Source organism: Microbispora sp. H10885, from assembly GCF_014161415.1.
GTDB classification, from domain to species: domain Bacteria; phylum Actinomycetota; class Actinomycetes; order Streptosporangiales; family Streptosporangiaceae; genus Microbispora; species Microbispora triticiradicis.
Genome location: NZ_JABBWY010000010.1, coordinates 331,174 through 344,921, shown reverse-complemented (window position 1 = coordinate 344,921; position 13,748 = coordinate 331,174). Strand labels below are relative to the sequence as shown.

General features: G+C 72.7%; 15 protein-coding genes. 6 read left to right on the top strand and 9 right to left on the bottom strand.

All coding sequences use genetic code 11. The features are described from left to right. From HHX37_RS37955 to menB, 6 genes are all read right to left on the bottom strand, one after another. Positions 1-992: DUF222 domain-containing protein (locus HHX37_RS37955; protein ID WP_182887242.1), on the bottom strand; the 992-nt coding region annotated here is incomplete at its 3' end. Positions 993-1,711: 719 nt separating this feature from the next. Beyond that, entirely contained in the window at positions 1,712-2,044 is a 333-nt protein-coding gene (locus tag HHX37_RS27070; RefSeq protein ID WP_138460769.1) for a YnfA family protein, read from the bottom strand. Between the two features lie 102 nt (positions 2,045-2,146). Further along, a complete protein-coding gene (locus tag HHX37_RS27065; protein ID WP_220503170.1) occupies positions 2,147-3,322 on the bottom strand; it encodes an SGNH/GDSL hydrolase family protein in 1,176 nt (391 codons plus the stop codon). 382 nt (positions 3,323-3,704) lie between these two features. Next, on the bottom strand, positions 3,705-4,346 hold the full coding sequence (locus tag HHX37_RS27060) for a DedA family protein (RefSeq protein ID WP_111698594.1): 642 nt from the start codon (positions 4,344-4,346) through the stop codon (positions 3,705-3,707). 106 nt (positions 4,347-4,452) lie between these two features. Then, entirely contained in the window at positions 4,453-6,102 is a 1,650-nt protein-coding gene (gene menD, locus HHX37_RS27055) for a 2-succinyl-5-enolpyruvyl-6-hydroxy-3-cyclohexene-1-carboxylic-acid synthase (protein WP_182887241.1), read from the bottom strand. A 115-nt stretch (positions 6,103-6,217) separates the two neighbouring features. Then, positions 6,218-7,048: a 1,4-dihydroxy-2-naphthoyl-CoA synthase gene (gene menB / locus HHX37_RS27050; RefSeq protein ID WP_111698600.1), complete on the bottom strand. Its 831-nt coding sequence runs from the start codon at positions 7,046-7,048 to the stop codon at positions 6,218-6,220. A gap of 82 nt (positions 7,049-7,130) precedes the next feature. Between menB and HHX37_RS27045 the strand changes: the two genes are divergently transcribed. The 3 genes from HHX37_RS27045 to HHX37_RS27035 all read left to right on the top strand — a co-directional run bounded on the left by HHX37_RS27045 (position 7,131) and on the right by HHX37_RS27035 (position 10,262). Next, entirely contained in the window at positions 7,131-8,291 is a 1,161-nt protein-coding gene (locus tag HHX37_RS27045) for an AMP-binding protein (RefSeq protein ID WP_310740558.1), read from the top strand. 58 nt (positions 8,292-8,349) lie between these two features. After that, positions 8,350-8,664 carry a hypothetical protein gene (locus HHX37_RS27040; RefSeq protein ID WP_182881065.1) on the top strand — a complete coding sequence of 105 codons (315 nt, stop codon included), beginning with the start codon at positions 8,350-8,352 and terminating at the stop codon, positions 8,662-8,664. A gap of 170 nt (positions 8,665-8,834) precedes the next feature. Next, positions 8,835-10,262, top strand: a complete 1,428-nt coding sequence (locus HHX37_RS27035) for an RNA polymerase sigma factor (RefSeq protein ID WP_182881066.1) — start codon at positions 8,835-8,837, stop codon at positions 10,260-10,262. Between the two features lie 67 nt (positions 10,263-10,329). Here the strand turns inward: HHX37_RS27035 and HHX37_RS27030 are convergent, their stop codons facing one another. Further along, positions 10,330-10,782, bottom strand: coding sequence for a hypothetical protein (locus tag HHX37_RS27030; protein WP_259403595.1), 453 nt, complete (start codon positions 10,780-10,782; stop codon positions 10,330-10,332). Between the two features lie 124 nt (positions 10,783-10,906). On the opposite strand from HHX37_RS27030, the gene HHX37_RS27025 reads away from it, so the two are divergent. Together HHX37_RS27025 and HHX37_RS27020 are read left to right on the top strand one after the other, a co-directional pair. Beyond that, the gene (locus HHX37_RS27025; protein WP_310740557.1) at positions 10,907-11,494 is read left to right on the top strand and encodes a TetR/AcrR family transcriptional regulator C-terminal domain-containing protein; all 588 of its coding nucleotides are present in this window, start codon (positions 10,907-10,909) and stop codon (positions 11,492-11,494) included. A 296-nt stretch (positions 11,495-11,790) separates the two neighbouring features. Continuing rightward, positions 11,791-11,991 carry a DUF5999 family protein gene (locus HHX37_RS27020; RefSeq protein WP_111698608.1) on the top strand — a complete coding sequence of 67 codons (201 nt, stop codon included), beginning with the start codon at positions 11,791-11,793 and terminating at the stop codon, positions 11,989-11,991. Here the strand turns inward: HHX37_RS27020 and HHX37_RS27015 are convergent. Then, complete coding sequence (locus tag HHX37_RS27015; protein WP_182873465.1) at positions 11,988-12,614, bottom strand: alpha/beta family hydrolase; 627 nt, start codon at positions 12,612-12,614, stop codon at positions 11,988-11,990. The two genes, HHX37_RS27020 and HHX37_RS27015, sit on opposite strands and share 4 nt — an antisense overlap. Positions 12,615-12,707: 93 nt before the next feature. Here HHX37_RS27015 and HHX37_RS27010 point away from each other — a divergent pair, with 93 nt between their 5' ends. Beyond that, the gene (locus HHX37_RS27010; RefSeq protein WP_133305896.1) at positions 12,708-13,115 is read left to right on the top strand and encodes a hypothetical protein; all 408 of its coding nucleotides are present in this window, start codon (positions 12,708-12,710) and stop codon (positions 13,113-13,115) included. 44 nt (positions 13,116-13,159) lie between these two features. Here the strand turns inward: HHX37_RS27010 and HHX37_RS27005 are convergent, their stop codons facing one another. Then, positions 13,160-13,696, bottom strand: a complete 537-nt coding sequence (locus tag HHX37_RS27005; RefSeq protein WP_111698617.1) for a hypothetical protein — start codon at positions 13,694-13,696, stop codon at positions 13,160-13,162. Positions 13,697-13,748 lie beyond the last annotated feature (52 nt).

Below are 13,748 nucleotides of genomic sequence, written 5' to 3'. Positions count from 1 at the left end.
CCTGCAGGTCTGCCACACATCCGGCCCGACCAGTTCCCCAGCCCACTCACCCTGCACAGCACCCACTGTGGCCTCATCCCAGAAAGAACGAGGCCAGAACGCAAGATCTTCAGTGGCCTTCTAGGGCCAGGGCCATCGCTCGGGGCTGGGTCTGAGAAGCCTGGGTCTGAGGGGCCGGTGCCCGAAGGGGCGGGGCCAGGGCCGTCGCTCGGGTCGGTGTCTACCGGGTCGCTGGTGAGGTGATCGGCAGAGGGGTCGCTGTCTGAGGAGCCGCTGGTGGGGTGGTCGGCTGTGGGGTCGTCGGGCAGGGATTCAGCGTTGACCAGCACCAGAAGCTCGGCCGCGATCTTGTTCTCCAGGAACGCGATGACCGCATCCGCGTTCCGCACACTCGGGGTCCGGTCGTCGCCCTCGGCCTTGGGCTTGGCGTAGACGTCCAGCAGGTGCTGCAACCGCGCCGCGGCTTCCACCGGGAGGTAGAACTCTCCCTCCAGCCCGCCGTTCCTGCGCCGCCGCACCCTAAAGAACCGGCGGTCGAAATCGGCCTGCTCGTCCTGCTCGTGGCCGTCGGGGTCCAGCACCGCCCGCAGATACCGCCCCGCCTTGGCCACCTCCGCCGCACCCGCCGAACCTGCCAACTCCAGCAGAATCCGCTCAGCCGTCGTGGCCTGCTCGTCGGTCAACCCGGAGGTGGCGGTGCAGATCGCCTCCACGATCCCCTCGGCCAGGCTGCCCTCGGCGAACCGCTCACGCACCCGCGACAGACGACCCAGCTCCATGCCCATCGTCACCAACCGACCGGCTCCGGGGATCGTCATCCCCCCGACAGAGCGCAACCACAACCGGGTCGAGGCATGCCCATGGTTCTTCGCCTCCCCCGCCCGATGCACCCGCCCCACCCGAGCGGCCAACGCGCTGGTGATGCGGTCCCGGGCCGCCAGCAACTCCTCGGCCTCGGCCAGGCACACCTCCGCCGACTCAGGCACCGGCACCAACGCCACCGCCCGCGCCGCCTCACCAACCGCCGCCACCGCCACCCACGACGACGACCCAGCACCCCGAACACCCTCAGCACCACCGCCGAGGGCATCGGCTGGGTTCGCCGTGGCCTCGCCGGCGGTCCTCGGGGTGGGAGTGCCGCCGCCTGCGGTGGCGGGGCGCCCGCCGACGCTGTTCTTGCAGCGGTCACCACCAACAGCGCGGTCTGGCGGGACGGCAGAGCACTCGGACACGACGCCAGGGCGGCCCTGCGGAACGCCAGGGTGCCCCGGCGGAACGGCAGCGCGGTCTGGCGGGACGGCAGAGTACTCGGACACGACGCCAGGGCGGGCCCGCGGAGCATCAGGGTGCTCTAGCGGGACGGCAGCGCGGTCCGGCGGGACGGCAGGGGGACGACGGGGTGATTCCTCAGCACCGGGCTTGGAGGCGAGAGAGCCATCCGGGGACCCGAAGGGCGGGCCGTCGATGATCCTGGCCCACCAGGGATCAGCCGGAGGACGAGGCGATGGCACGTCGAACGTCGGAGACTCCATCCGCCCCTCCTCCGGCAACACCTACACTTCGAACACCTGACCTAATCCTTTCATTACTCTCCGTACAGAACAAGCGGACCCGACGATTACCTGGAGTCACAGGAGGCGACAACGCAGCGGGTCCCCATGCGGACATCCGTTGCCGCCGTCACAGGGTCGTACGGCTACGGAAGGGACGCTCAGCCGCGCGGGGCGTACATGATGACCGCCACTCCGACCAGGCAGATGGCCGCACCGGCGAGGTCCCACCGGTCGGGACGGAAGCCGTCCATCACGACGCCCCACAGCAGCGATCCGGCGACGAACACCCCGCCGTACGCGGCGAGGATGCGACCGAAGTGCGCGTCCGGCTGGAACGTGGCGGCGAATCCGTAGGCGGCCAGGGCGAGGATCCCGGCGGCGACCCAGGCGACTCCCCGATGCTCACGCCAGCCCTGCCACACCAGCCATGCTCCGCCGATCTCGAAGACGGCCGCGAGGACGAACAACACCAGGGAACGGACGATCGTCATGACCGGTAGTGCAGCACATCCGCCGTCCCGCGCCCCGTGGAGGGTCCGGGAAGGCCGGCGCCGGGTGGCGGACCGCTCCGCCACCCGGCGTGCCGGGGGTTGTCACCAGCGCAGCGGGAGGGTGGCGATGAAGTCGCCGAGCCGCTGAGAGATGATCTTGTGGTCGTGGGCCGAAGGGTGCCAGTCGCAGCCGCCGTAGTCCAGGTCCGTGTTGTCGTAGTACCAGTAGCGGACCCGGTCGTCGCCCCGCCTGTTGCGGTCCTGGACGATCTGCCGCGCCGCGTCGGCGAACGCCGTCGTGTTGGACATGTACGTGGCGCTGACCACGATCATCGCCTGCTTGCCGTACCGGGACCGGAGCTTGTCGATGAAGCCGTGATAGGCGCTCTTGTACGCGGCGACCAGGGTCTCCGGCGTCCACGGCTCGCCGGGGTTGATCGCGGTGGAGAAGTCGTTGATGCCGAGGCCGATCACGATCAGCTGCGGATGCCAGGTGCCCGGGTTCTTCCAGACGTCACCCGGCACGCCGATCAGGGCCCGGTCGTAGTAGGTGCGGTAGTCGGTGCCCGGCTCGATCCCGTTGTAGTTGCGCACCACGCCGCGCCCGGAAAAGGCGTTGATCTGGTAGTCGGCGCCGAGCCCTCGTGCGGTGATTGCGCCGAAGCTGACGTCGGCGTTGGTGGTCCTGTCGATCTGACCCGGGGCGGGGCAGTCGCGGGTGCCGGACATGTTGCCGTAGCCGGCGGTGTAGGAGTCGCCGATGAACTCGATCTGCCGGCGGCGGTCGGCGGGCCTGGGCAGGATCGCGCCGCCGGGCGCGGCGACGAACCCGCCGAACTCGCCCACCGCCCACGGGCTCTCGCTGCGCTTGACGAGCCGTACGGCGTGCACGCCGTTGCGGAGGTTCCTCACCCAGTGGGTGGTACGGCCGGGGGTGACCAGGGTGGCGACGGTGGCGCCGTCGATCTGGACCTCGTAGTCGTTGACGGCGTCGTCGAGCACGATCCCCACGCCGGTGCCGCGGAAGCGGCCCTCGAAGTAGACGCCCGGCCAGCTGTACCGCACGGAGCGTCCGGCGGCCTCGACCCGGCCGGCGGTGTGCGCCGTCGCCAGAGCGCCCGGAGCGGCCTGCCCCGGACGCCGCCCCGCCGTCTCCGGACCGGCCGGGGGCGAGGCCGCAGAGGTGGTCGCAGAGGTGGCCGCATGGGCCGCCGCGGGCAGCATGGCGGCGGTCACCGCCAGCGCGGCCAGTGCCGCGTGTACCTGAGTGCGTCGCACGGTCTTCCCTTCTCCATGCCGGCGCGAAGGCGCCCGGGCCCGTCGGGCCCGCCGGGCGCCGGGGGCCGGCGCTGAACGTTTCACGGACGCGGGTACGACGGCGACGGAGGCGGCGCACGCGGCCCGGAGGCACGCGGGGGCGCCGGGGCGCGGGTGACCACGGATGACCTGGGGGGCAAGGCTCACCCTCTGCCTCGGAGCGGACGGCAGGCGACGGAACCCGGAGACGCTCCGGGGCCGGCGCCGGGTGCAGAGTGTCCGCTCCCCCGCTGCAAGGTCAAGACCCCGTGAAGGTCACGCCCGCGCCGGAACGTGAAAGATCCGGAACGTGAACGAGTAGGAAGGTGAAAGCCGGAAGGTGGAAGAGCCGGGACGGCCTCCCTCAGGCGGCGGTGGCGGTCTCCGGCACGGGCTCCTCCTCGCGGGCCGCCTTGGCGGCCTTACGCTTCAGCCACACCGTGCTGCCCAGCCCGAACAGCAGGGCGATCACCAGCCCCACCCAGGAGAAGCCCTTCAGCCACTTGTCGGCCACGACGCCCAGGTAGTAGATCGCGGCCGTGGTGCCGCCGGCCCACGCGACGCCGCCGAGGACGTTGGCGACGAGGAAGCGCCAGTACGGCATGTGCAGGGCGCCGGCCAGTGGCCCGGCGAGGATGCGCAGCAGCGCGACGAACCGGCCGAAGAACACCGCCCACATGCCGTGGCGGTTGAAGACCTCCTCGGCCTTGGCGATGTGCGCCGGGCCGAAGTGCTTGGGGAAGCGCCGCCCCAGCCGGTCGAACAGCGGCCGCCCGCCCTTGCGGCCGATCACGTAGCCGATCGAGTCGCCCACGATGGCCCCGCCGCTCGCGCACAACCCGAGGACCACCGGGTCGACGACCCCTCGCGACGACAGCAGCGCGGCGCTGACCAGCACGATCTCCCCGGGCAGCGGAATGCCCAGGCTCTCCAGCCCGATGATGGCGCCCACGAGCACATAGACCCAGACGGACGGTATGGTCTGCAGCCACTCGTCGACGTGCATCTCACTCCTCAGTGCGGAAAGCTTCCCCCATTCTGCCGCCGCCCCGGCGATGCGGCATCCGCCGTGAGGACCAGAGGAGACCGTGTCGTGTGCGACCGGAGGATGATCAGTCGCGCATCGCCGCGCGTACGGCCTCGCGCATCGCGACGTGGACGGCGGCGTTGCGCGCCCGGTCGGTCCGCGCCTCCACCAGGCGCAAGCCGTCCCCCTTGAGGGCCTTGGACAGCTCCTCCGTCTCCTGCACCACCGTGTACGGCAGGCCGCTCGCGGCGGCCAGGTAGCCGAGGTCCACCCCGTGCGGCGTGCCGAAGACCCGTTCGAACGGATCCTCCAGCGCGGCCTGCGGCAGCAGCGAGAAGATCCCGCCACCGTCGTTGTTCACCACCACCAGGCACAGGTCGGGCCGGGGTTCGCGCGGGCCGAGGATCAGTCCGTTCTGGTCGTGCAGCAGCGTGAGGTCGCCGATCAGCGCGTACGCCGGGCCGTTGTGGGCGAGCGCGGCCCCGACGGCGGTGGAGACCAGGCCGTCGATGCCCGAGGCGCCCCGGTTGGCCATCAGCCGCAGTCCCCTGCGGGGCCGCATGGCCTGGTCGAGGTCCCTGATCGGCATGGACGACCCGCAGAACAGCAGCGACCCGTTGGGCAGCACCTCGGCGAGGTCCCTGGCCAGCCGCGGCTCGGTCAGCCCGGAGGAGTCGAGCACGGCGTCGATCGCCTCGCGGGCCACGTGGTCGGCGTGCCGCCAGGAGCGCAGCCAGGCGTCGCCGCCCGCGGCGATCGGGATCTCCACGGCCTGCGCGACCTGGGTGGCCGACCGGGTCGGGTCGGGCCAGCGGGTGAGGTCGGGGGCCACCACGATGTGCTCCTCGGCCCGCCGCAGCCACGACAGCAGCGGGCGCGACAGCCCCGGGCGGCCGAGGGTGACCACCACGTCCGGCCGGTGGGCGTCGGCGAACTCCTGGTCGCCCAGCAGGAAGTGGTAGGCCGAGACGGCGTGGTCGCCGTACCGGCCGCCGCCGTTGGGCTCCGACAGCACCGGCCAGCCCGCCATGCCCGCGGCGGCGACGTAGCGCCGCACGTTGGCCGCGCCGTCGCCGACGACCAGCACGCCGCGCCGGGTCGGCGGGATGTGCAGGGCGGCGGACGGAGGCGCGACCCGCGCCCGGAACCACGAGCCGGAGGCGTCCCCGTCGAGGGACTCGCACCACGACGCGTCGCCGTCGGGGATCAGCGGCTCGCGGAAGGCCACGTTGAGGTGGACCGGCCCGGGGTCGGGCGGCCCGGCGGCCCGCTGGCAGGCCCGGCACACCAGCGACCGCCAGTAGGCCACCTGGCCGGGGCGGTCCTCGGGGACGCCGACCTCGGCGAACCAGCGCACCGCCGATCCGTACAGCTTGATCTGGTCGATCGTCTGGTTCGCGCCGGTGCCGCGCAGTTCGGGCGGGCGGTCGGCGGTCAGCACGAGCAGCGGCACGCCGGACTCGGACGCCTCGATGACGGCGGGGTGGAAGTTCGCCGCCGCCGTGCCCGAGGTGCAGACCAGCGCCACCGGCCGCTCGGACCGCTTGGCCAGGCCGAGCGCGACGAAGGAGGCCGAGCGCTCGTCGATGCGCACGTGCAGCCGCACCCGCGAGTCGGCGTGCGCGGCGAGCGCCAGCGGCGCGGACCGGGAGCCGGGGGCGAGCACCACGTCGGTGACCCCGCAGCGCACCAGTTCGTCGATCAGCACGGTCGCGAGGGCGGTCGCCGGGTTCACCGCCGCGCCTCCCGAACGCCCCGGCCGGCCCGGTTCGTGTCCAACCGCCCGTCTCCTCCCGTTCCCGAAGCCGTCAGCGTACGACACAACGGGGCAAACCCCGTCACACCACGCCCTATGGCCGGCGGGGGAACTTCCCGAAGTCGGGCTTGCGCTTCTCCTTGAACGCGTCGCGGCCCTCCTGGGCCTCCTCGCTCATGTAGTAGAGGAGCGTGGCGTCGCCGGCGAACTGCTGCATGCCGGCCGCGCCGTCGGTCACCGCGTTGAGCGCGCCCTTCAGCATGCGCAGCGCGAGGGGAGACTTCTCCAGCAGCTCGCGGGCCCACTGGACGGTCTCCTCCTCCAGCCGCTCCAGAGGGACGACGGCGTTGACCAGGCCCCACTGGAGGGCGGTCTCGGCGTCGTACTGCCGGCACAGGTACCAGATCTCGCGGGCCCGCTTCAGGCCCACGGTCTCGGCCAGCAGCCAGGAGCCGTACCCGCCGTCGAACGAGCCGACCTTCGGGCCGGTCTGGCCGAACCTCGCGTTGTCGGCGGCGATCGTCAGGTCGCAGCACACGTGCAGGACGTGGCCGCCGCCGATGGCGTAGCCCGCCACCATCGCGATGACCGGCTTCGGGCAGCGCCGGATCTGCACCTGCAGGTCCAGGACGTTGAGCCGCCCGACGCCGTGGGTCTTGTCGTCCACGTAGCCGTCGTCGCCGCGGATCTTCTGGTCGCCGCCCGAGCAGAACGCCTGGTCGCCGGCGCCGGTGAAGATGATCACACCGACCTCGGTGTCCTCCTGCGCCCGGTTGAAGGCGTCGCGGAGCTCGAACAGAGTCGTCGGCCGGAAGGCGTTGCGCCGCTCGGGGCGGTTGATAGTGATCTTCGCCATCCCCTCCGCGGTCTCGTAGAAGATGTCCTCGTACTCGCCCGACCGCTTCCAGTCGACCCCGCTCGTCACACCCGCTCCTTCGTCGTCACCGGTACGTCGTCACCAGCAGGCGGTCGCCTCCCGCCACCGCGCCGGGACTAACCTTACGACCGTGCTCAGCCGTCCAGGACATCGCCCGGTTCACGCCCTCGTCCTGCCGGCCGGTCCCGCCCTGTACGACGCGGTGCGGCGGGCCCTGACCGGCGACGGGCCGGCCGTGCTGCCGCTCTCCCCCGATCTGCCGCGGCCCGCGCTGGAGGCGGCGCTCACCGCGATGCGCCCCACCCACGTGGTGACCCCCGACGGCGTACGGCGCGAGCCGGACGGCGTGCCGTCGGACGCGGCGCTGATCATCGCGACGTCCGGCTCCACCGGCGCGCCCAAGGGCGTCGAGCTGACGGCGGACGCGCTGTTCGCGTCGGCCCGCGCCTCGCTGGCCCGGCTCGGGGCCGGGGAGGGCGACCGCTGGCTGTGCTGCCTGCCGCCCTCGCACATCTCGGGGGCGCAGGTGCTCGTCCGGTCGCTGCTGTGCGGCGCCGAGCCGATCGTCCACCCGCGCTTCTCCCCCGACGCGGTGGCCGCGAGCGGCGCTGACCACGTCTCCCTCGTCCCCACGCAGCTGCGGCGGATGCTCGACTCCGGGGCGGACGTCGCGGCCTTCCGCACGATCCTGCTCGGCGGGGCCGCCGCCCCCTCCGGCCTGCTGGCCGAGGCCCGCGCCGCCGGCGCCCGGATCGTCACGACGTACGGCATGAGCGAGACGAGCGGCGGGTGCGTGTACGACGGCGTGCCGCTGGACGGCGTGGACGTCGCGATCGGCGGCGACGGGCGGGTGCGGATCGCCGGCCCGGTGCTGCTGTCGGGCTACCGCCTCCGCGACGAGCCGCATCTCGACGGCGGCTGGTTCGTCACCTCCGACCTCGGCTCCGTCGAGGACGGGCGGCTCACGGTGCTGGGCCGTGCCGACGATGTGATCAACACCGGTGGCCGGAAGGTCGTGGCCGGTGCGGTCGCGGAGGTACTCTCCGGGCACCCGGCCGTACGGGACGTGGTCGTGGTGGGCAGGCCCGACCCCGAATGGGGCGAGATCGTGGTGGCGGTCGTGGCCGGGAGGACCGGGCTGAATGTCGGGCTGGACGACCTGCGGGCCTTCGCCAAGGAGCGGCTGCCCGCCTACGCCGCGCCACGCGCGGTCGAGCTGGTGCCCCGGATTCCCCTGCTGCCGAACGGCAAACCGGATATGGTCGCTCTCAGGAACCGGAACCGCGACTGACCTTCGTGCGTCATACAAGCAGGGGCGTCGACCGAGAGCAGGGGAAGGGGGACGCCGCATGGGACCGATCCGGCTCACACCGGCCCACAAGATGATGGCCTCCGCCGTCCTCGTGAGCCTCGTCATCCTGGGCGGAGCCTCCGTGACCGCCGCCGCGTTCGCCGCCCGGCTGGACAAGGTCGTGCAGAACGCCCCCGCCGCCAAGCTCGGCCCCGCCCCCACCGAAGATCCCCAGGACCCCTCCGTGGTGTCCAGGGTCCTCACCGACGACCCGGAACAGGTCGGTGGCTACTGGACGCCGGAGCGTCTGGAGGACGCGAGCCCGATGCCGGTGCCCGAGCTCAGCATCAACATCGTCACGCCCAACGACTGAGGAACCGGCCCGCACGCCGAATCGGAAGACCTGCCCTACGGGGTCTGGGAACAAACCGGGCACGAGAGCGTTATTGATACTGGTGCGCTGAGCTGCCGGACGCCGCGCCCCGATCACAAGCATTTGAAACCCCGAATCGATCATGAACTCCGCAAGGAGGAGGTGTCTTCATGCCCCGGACCGCCGTGGCGAACTCGCACGAGCGCGAGGTGACCCCGACGACGCTCGACCGGCTCCTGGAGCGCGGCCGTGCACAGGGCCGCCTTTCCCTGTCGGAGCTGCGCGAGGCCTTCGCAGAGGCCGGCGTGAGCCCCGTGGAGGGCCGCTCCATTCTCCGCGAGCTCACCGAGGCGGGCGTGAACCTGGCCGCGGAGAACGAGCCGGGTCTCGCCGCCGGCGCGCGGACGTCCACGCAGACCTCCGGAGAGGCGCCGGGCAAGGCGCCCGCCAGGAAGTCGCGCCGGGCCGCCCAGGCCGCCGCGCAGGCCGCCGGGGACGCACCCGCCCGCGGCGGCGCCGCGAAGAAGCGGACGGCCAAGGCGAGCGCGGCCGACACCACGGCCGGCACCACGGCCGGCACCGCCGCCGAGGAGCCCTTCGACGAGGAGGTCACCGGGGCCGAGGCGGAGGCCGAGGCGGCGGACAACGAGCCGCTCGACCTCGACGACACCTCCTCGGTCATGGGCGACTCGGTGCACACCTACCTGAAGTCGATCGGCCGCCGCACGCTGCTCACCGCCGCCCAGGAGGTGGAGCTGGCCAAGCGCATCGAGGCCGGGCTGTACGCCGAGTACAAGCTGGAGACGGCCCTGGAGAGCGGCGACCACCTGCCCGCGCACGTCCGCGAGGACCTGGAGTGGGCCATCGAGGACGGCCGCAGGGCCAAGGACCACATGCTGGAGGCCAACCTCCGGCTGGTGGTCTCGGTGGCCAAGAAGTACACGGACCGGGGCATGGCCCTGCTCGACGTGGTGCAGGAGGGCAACCTCGGCCTGATCCGGGCGGTCGAGAAGTTCGACTACACCAAGGGCTACAAGTTCTCCACGTACGCCATGTGGTGGATCCGGCAGGCCATCCAGCGCGGCTTCGCCGACTCGGCCCGCACCATCCGGCTGCCCGTCCACGTGCTGGAGATGCTGTCGAAGCTGTCCCGCGTGGAGCGTGACATGCACCAGCGGCTGGGCCGGGAGCCCACCCCGGAGGAGCTCGCCGCCGAGCTGGACAAGACGCCCGACCAGATCGAGGAGCTGCTGCGCACCAGCCGGCAGCCGATCAGCCTCGACTCGACCATCGGCGAGGACGGCGAGACCCGCATCGGCGACCTCATCGAGGACGTCGACTCGCCCGAGGCGTCCGAGGTGGTCGACCGGCAGCTGCTGGCCGAGCAGCTCAAGGGCGTGCTCGGCAACCTGTCGCCGCGCGAGGCCAAGATCATGAGCCTGCGGTTCGGCCTGGCCGACGGCAAGCCCCACACGCTGGACGAGATCGGCAAGCACCTGGGCCTGACCCGGGAGCGGATCCGCCAGCTGGAGAAGGAGTCGCTGTCCAAACTGCGCCACCCGAGCAACACCCGGCCCCTGCTCGACTGGGCTAGCTGATCAGGTTACTCGTACGGCCCGCGCCCCTCGGGGGTGCGGGCCGTACGGCTTTCTCAGGAGCGGGCGGTCAGCCGCGGGCGGAGGCGAGGCCCCCGCGCACGTCCCGCGGGCTCAGGCGGGCGGGGTCGCCCGTCCGGGCGGCGCGGGGCACCCGGGGGATGCCGCTGAGCCGGTGCGCCTCGCGCATCGTGCGCAGGCGGTTCACCTCGTCGGTCCAGAGCGCGCCGTCGGGCGTCGCCCGTCCCTTGCGGCGCGCGATCCTGCTGTCGTAGGACTTCACCCCGAAGGTGGCGCGCTGCCCCGCCTCGGCGGCGCGCAGCGCCTCGGTCAGCGCGGTGTCCAGGCCCAGGGCCGCCTCGCGGAGCACGGGCAGCGGCGCGCCGGCCGCCTTCGCCTCCTGGAACCGCCGCTGCGCCACCCGGACCTTCTCCAGCACGTCGCCGAAGTTCCGCCGGATCTCCAGATCCGCGTGGTAGCGGACCTCCGCCTCCCGGCTCACCCGCGGACGGAAAAACGCCATCGTCGACCCCTTAGGTATCCAACGTGTGCAGTCAAGTCATGCACTCGGTAGCGTACGCGGTCCGCGCGAGGCCTCGTACCGCAGGGTGCGCCGCCCTTTACGAAGTAAGGAGAGCTGTGGCAGCATGATCGCCATGCCTGCCAAGCGACCACCCGTGCCGCTGTCCCGGGAACGGATCATCGACGCCGCCCTGCACATCGCCGACGGCCAGGGCCTGCGCCGGCTGACCATGCGCCGGCTCGGCGACGCCCTCCAGGTGGAGGCGATGGCCATCTACCACCACCTGCCCCGGGGCAAGGAGGCGCTGATGGACGCCCTCGCCGAGCACGTGACGACCGTACGCGTCGACCCGGCCGAGGCGCCGGGCTGGCCGGACAGGGCCCGCGCCTGGGCCCGGGCGAGCCGCGCCGCGCTGCTCGAACACCCCGGTGTGCTGTCGCTGGCCCTCACCAAGCCGCCGAAGGGCTCGGCCCTGATGGCGATCAGGGAGCAGACCGAGCAGCTGGGCGAGGCGGGCGCGCACGACCCGGAGGCGGCGGTGCGGGCGCTGCGGGCGTACGTCTTCGGCAGCGTCGCGGTGGAGGTGCAGCGGTCGGGGTGGGCCGACCCGGACGCGACCGTGCGCGACGCGCGCACCGCCGAGGGCGAGCGCGACTTCGAGCACGGCCTCGACGCGCTGATCAGCGGTCTCGGCGTCCGGCACGGGAGCTGACACCGGAGCTGTGGCCTCCCGGTTACCCGATGGTCGGCGTGTCGAGGTTGGAGCGTTATCTCGAATGGGGCATTCTTGTGTACTAGGTCACATCAGTGTGTGTGAGGCCGCTCGGGGGGTGTGGTCGGGTCCCCAGCCCGACCGGCGGAAATGCCCCGAACGGACTATGTCATGCGGATGGGGCCGAACCGCAGACTGGAGTAGTCCGATGTGTCGTACGTCATACGGCGCGGCGGACGCCCGGCGGAACATCACGAACGTAAGACGAACGATAAAGAACACGGGGAGCCCCGGCGATGTGCCCTCATGAACCGGCCTGTCCCACCGCGGACGCGAAGGACCGAGAAGCCGCCCGAACGGTGGCCTGCCACCCCGAGCAGGGCTGGAGCCTGCTCTGCAACGGCGTCGTGCTGTTCGAGGACACCGGCGAGCTGTTGCCGGACGGTGGCGTCATCGCTCCGCACCGCCCCACCGACATGGCCATCAGCGCGGCCTAGGCCTCCTGCTCCTCCTGCTCCAGCAGCCACGGCAGCAGCCACCGCGCCACCTCCTCGCCCACCCGGGCGGGGTTCTTCCTGAACTCGTGCCCCTCCCCCGGGAGGACCACGAGACGTGCGGCGTCCTTCTCGTCCGGCACGCCGAACGGATCCCGATCCCCGCTGACCACGAGCACGGGGGTCCCGGCCTGCCGCAGCTCGTCCGCCCGCGACCGATCAGGTTTCCCCGGCGGGTGCAGCGGGAATGCGAGCGCCACCACCGCCCCGGCTCCCGCCTCGTGTGCCGTACGGCAGGCGACCCGTGCGCCGTTGCTCCGTCCGCCCTGGACGAGCGGCAGGCCCGGGTGACGGGCTCGCAGCGCGGCGACGACGGCCAGCCACGCCTCGTCCTGTTTCACGGCCGATCCCGGCGCCCGGGCGCCGCGCAGCCGGAACGGCTGGACCACCCGTGCGACCGTCACCCCCGCCGGCAGCACGGCGTCCCGTACGGCGAGCAGGTCGGGGGCGTCCACCCCGCCGCCGGACCCGTGCGTGAGCACCAGCAGCAGCCGGGCGCCGGGGGCCTCCTCCACCTCGGCCAGCGCGGGGCCGTGCGGGGTCTCGATCTCCAGCGCGACTCCCATGCCGGTGACCGTATCGGCTCCGTCCCCGGCAGGAGGTGCGGACCCTCCGTTCGGAGGATGGCAGGGCTCGCGAGTATGGGCCAGAATGTCATGGTGCCGGAGATCGCATCGCAACCGCCTGCCGCCGGGCAGGGCTACAGGCCGCCGCCGCAGGCGGGGACGCAGACGACCCGGGAGGACCTGCGCGCCGTCATCGCGGCCCGCCGGGACCTCGGCCCGGAGTACGAGGACGCGCTCGTCGACTCGTTCCTCGACAAGCTCGACGTGGAGATCGCCGCGCGGGTGCGGAACGAGGTCGCCGCGCACATCGGGCACCAGCCGCTTCCCGGGAGGCGCCCGAAGGACAGCGCGGTGGGCGTGGCCCTGGGCTCGCTCGGCATCGGCATCCCGCTGACCGGGATCGCCGCGGGCACCTCAGGCGGGCCGGGGCTCCTGCTCGCCTGGGGCGGGATCGTCGCCGTCAACCTGGCGTACGCGCTGAGCCGCCGCACCCAACGCTGACCGACGGGGGCCGACCGGCGGACCACCGGCCGTTCGGTCCCCGATCAGGCCTCGACGCTCTCCATGACCGGGCGGACGTCCCGGCCGAGGCGCAGCCGCACCTGCTCGGCGAGCGCCCGGTCGGGGTGGTCGAGGCCATAGCGCCACACGGTCCCGGCGTCGGCGTCGCGCCCCCGCAGGGGCAGCGTCCGGGCCAGCAGCTCGATCGCCAGCGCGCCGGTCTCGGCGTCCGGGCCCTCCCCGCGGCCCTCCTCCACCGCGCCGGCGAACTGGGCGCACGCCATCTCCAGGTGCGCGATGCCGAGCAGCACGCGCAGGCGCGCCCGGTCGGCCACGGCGGGCACCGACAGCGCCTCCAGCAGCACGTCCGCCGCCCGTTCCGGCTCTCCCTCGGCGAGCAGCCGCTCCGCCATGTGCTCCACGACGGCCGACAGGCCCGCCGCGGCCTCGGCGCGGTCGGGCGCCTCCTCGTCCGCGGCGACTTCCGCGAAGATCGACGCCGCGGCGTCGAGGTCGCCCGTCTCGGAGAGTCGGTGCGCCTGGTCGAGCCGGTCGGGCCGCCCGGGGTCGATGGCCGTCATGAGGTGGCCTCGCAGAGGTCGCAGGGACAGGAGCGTGCATCCGCGATCTTAA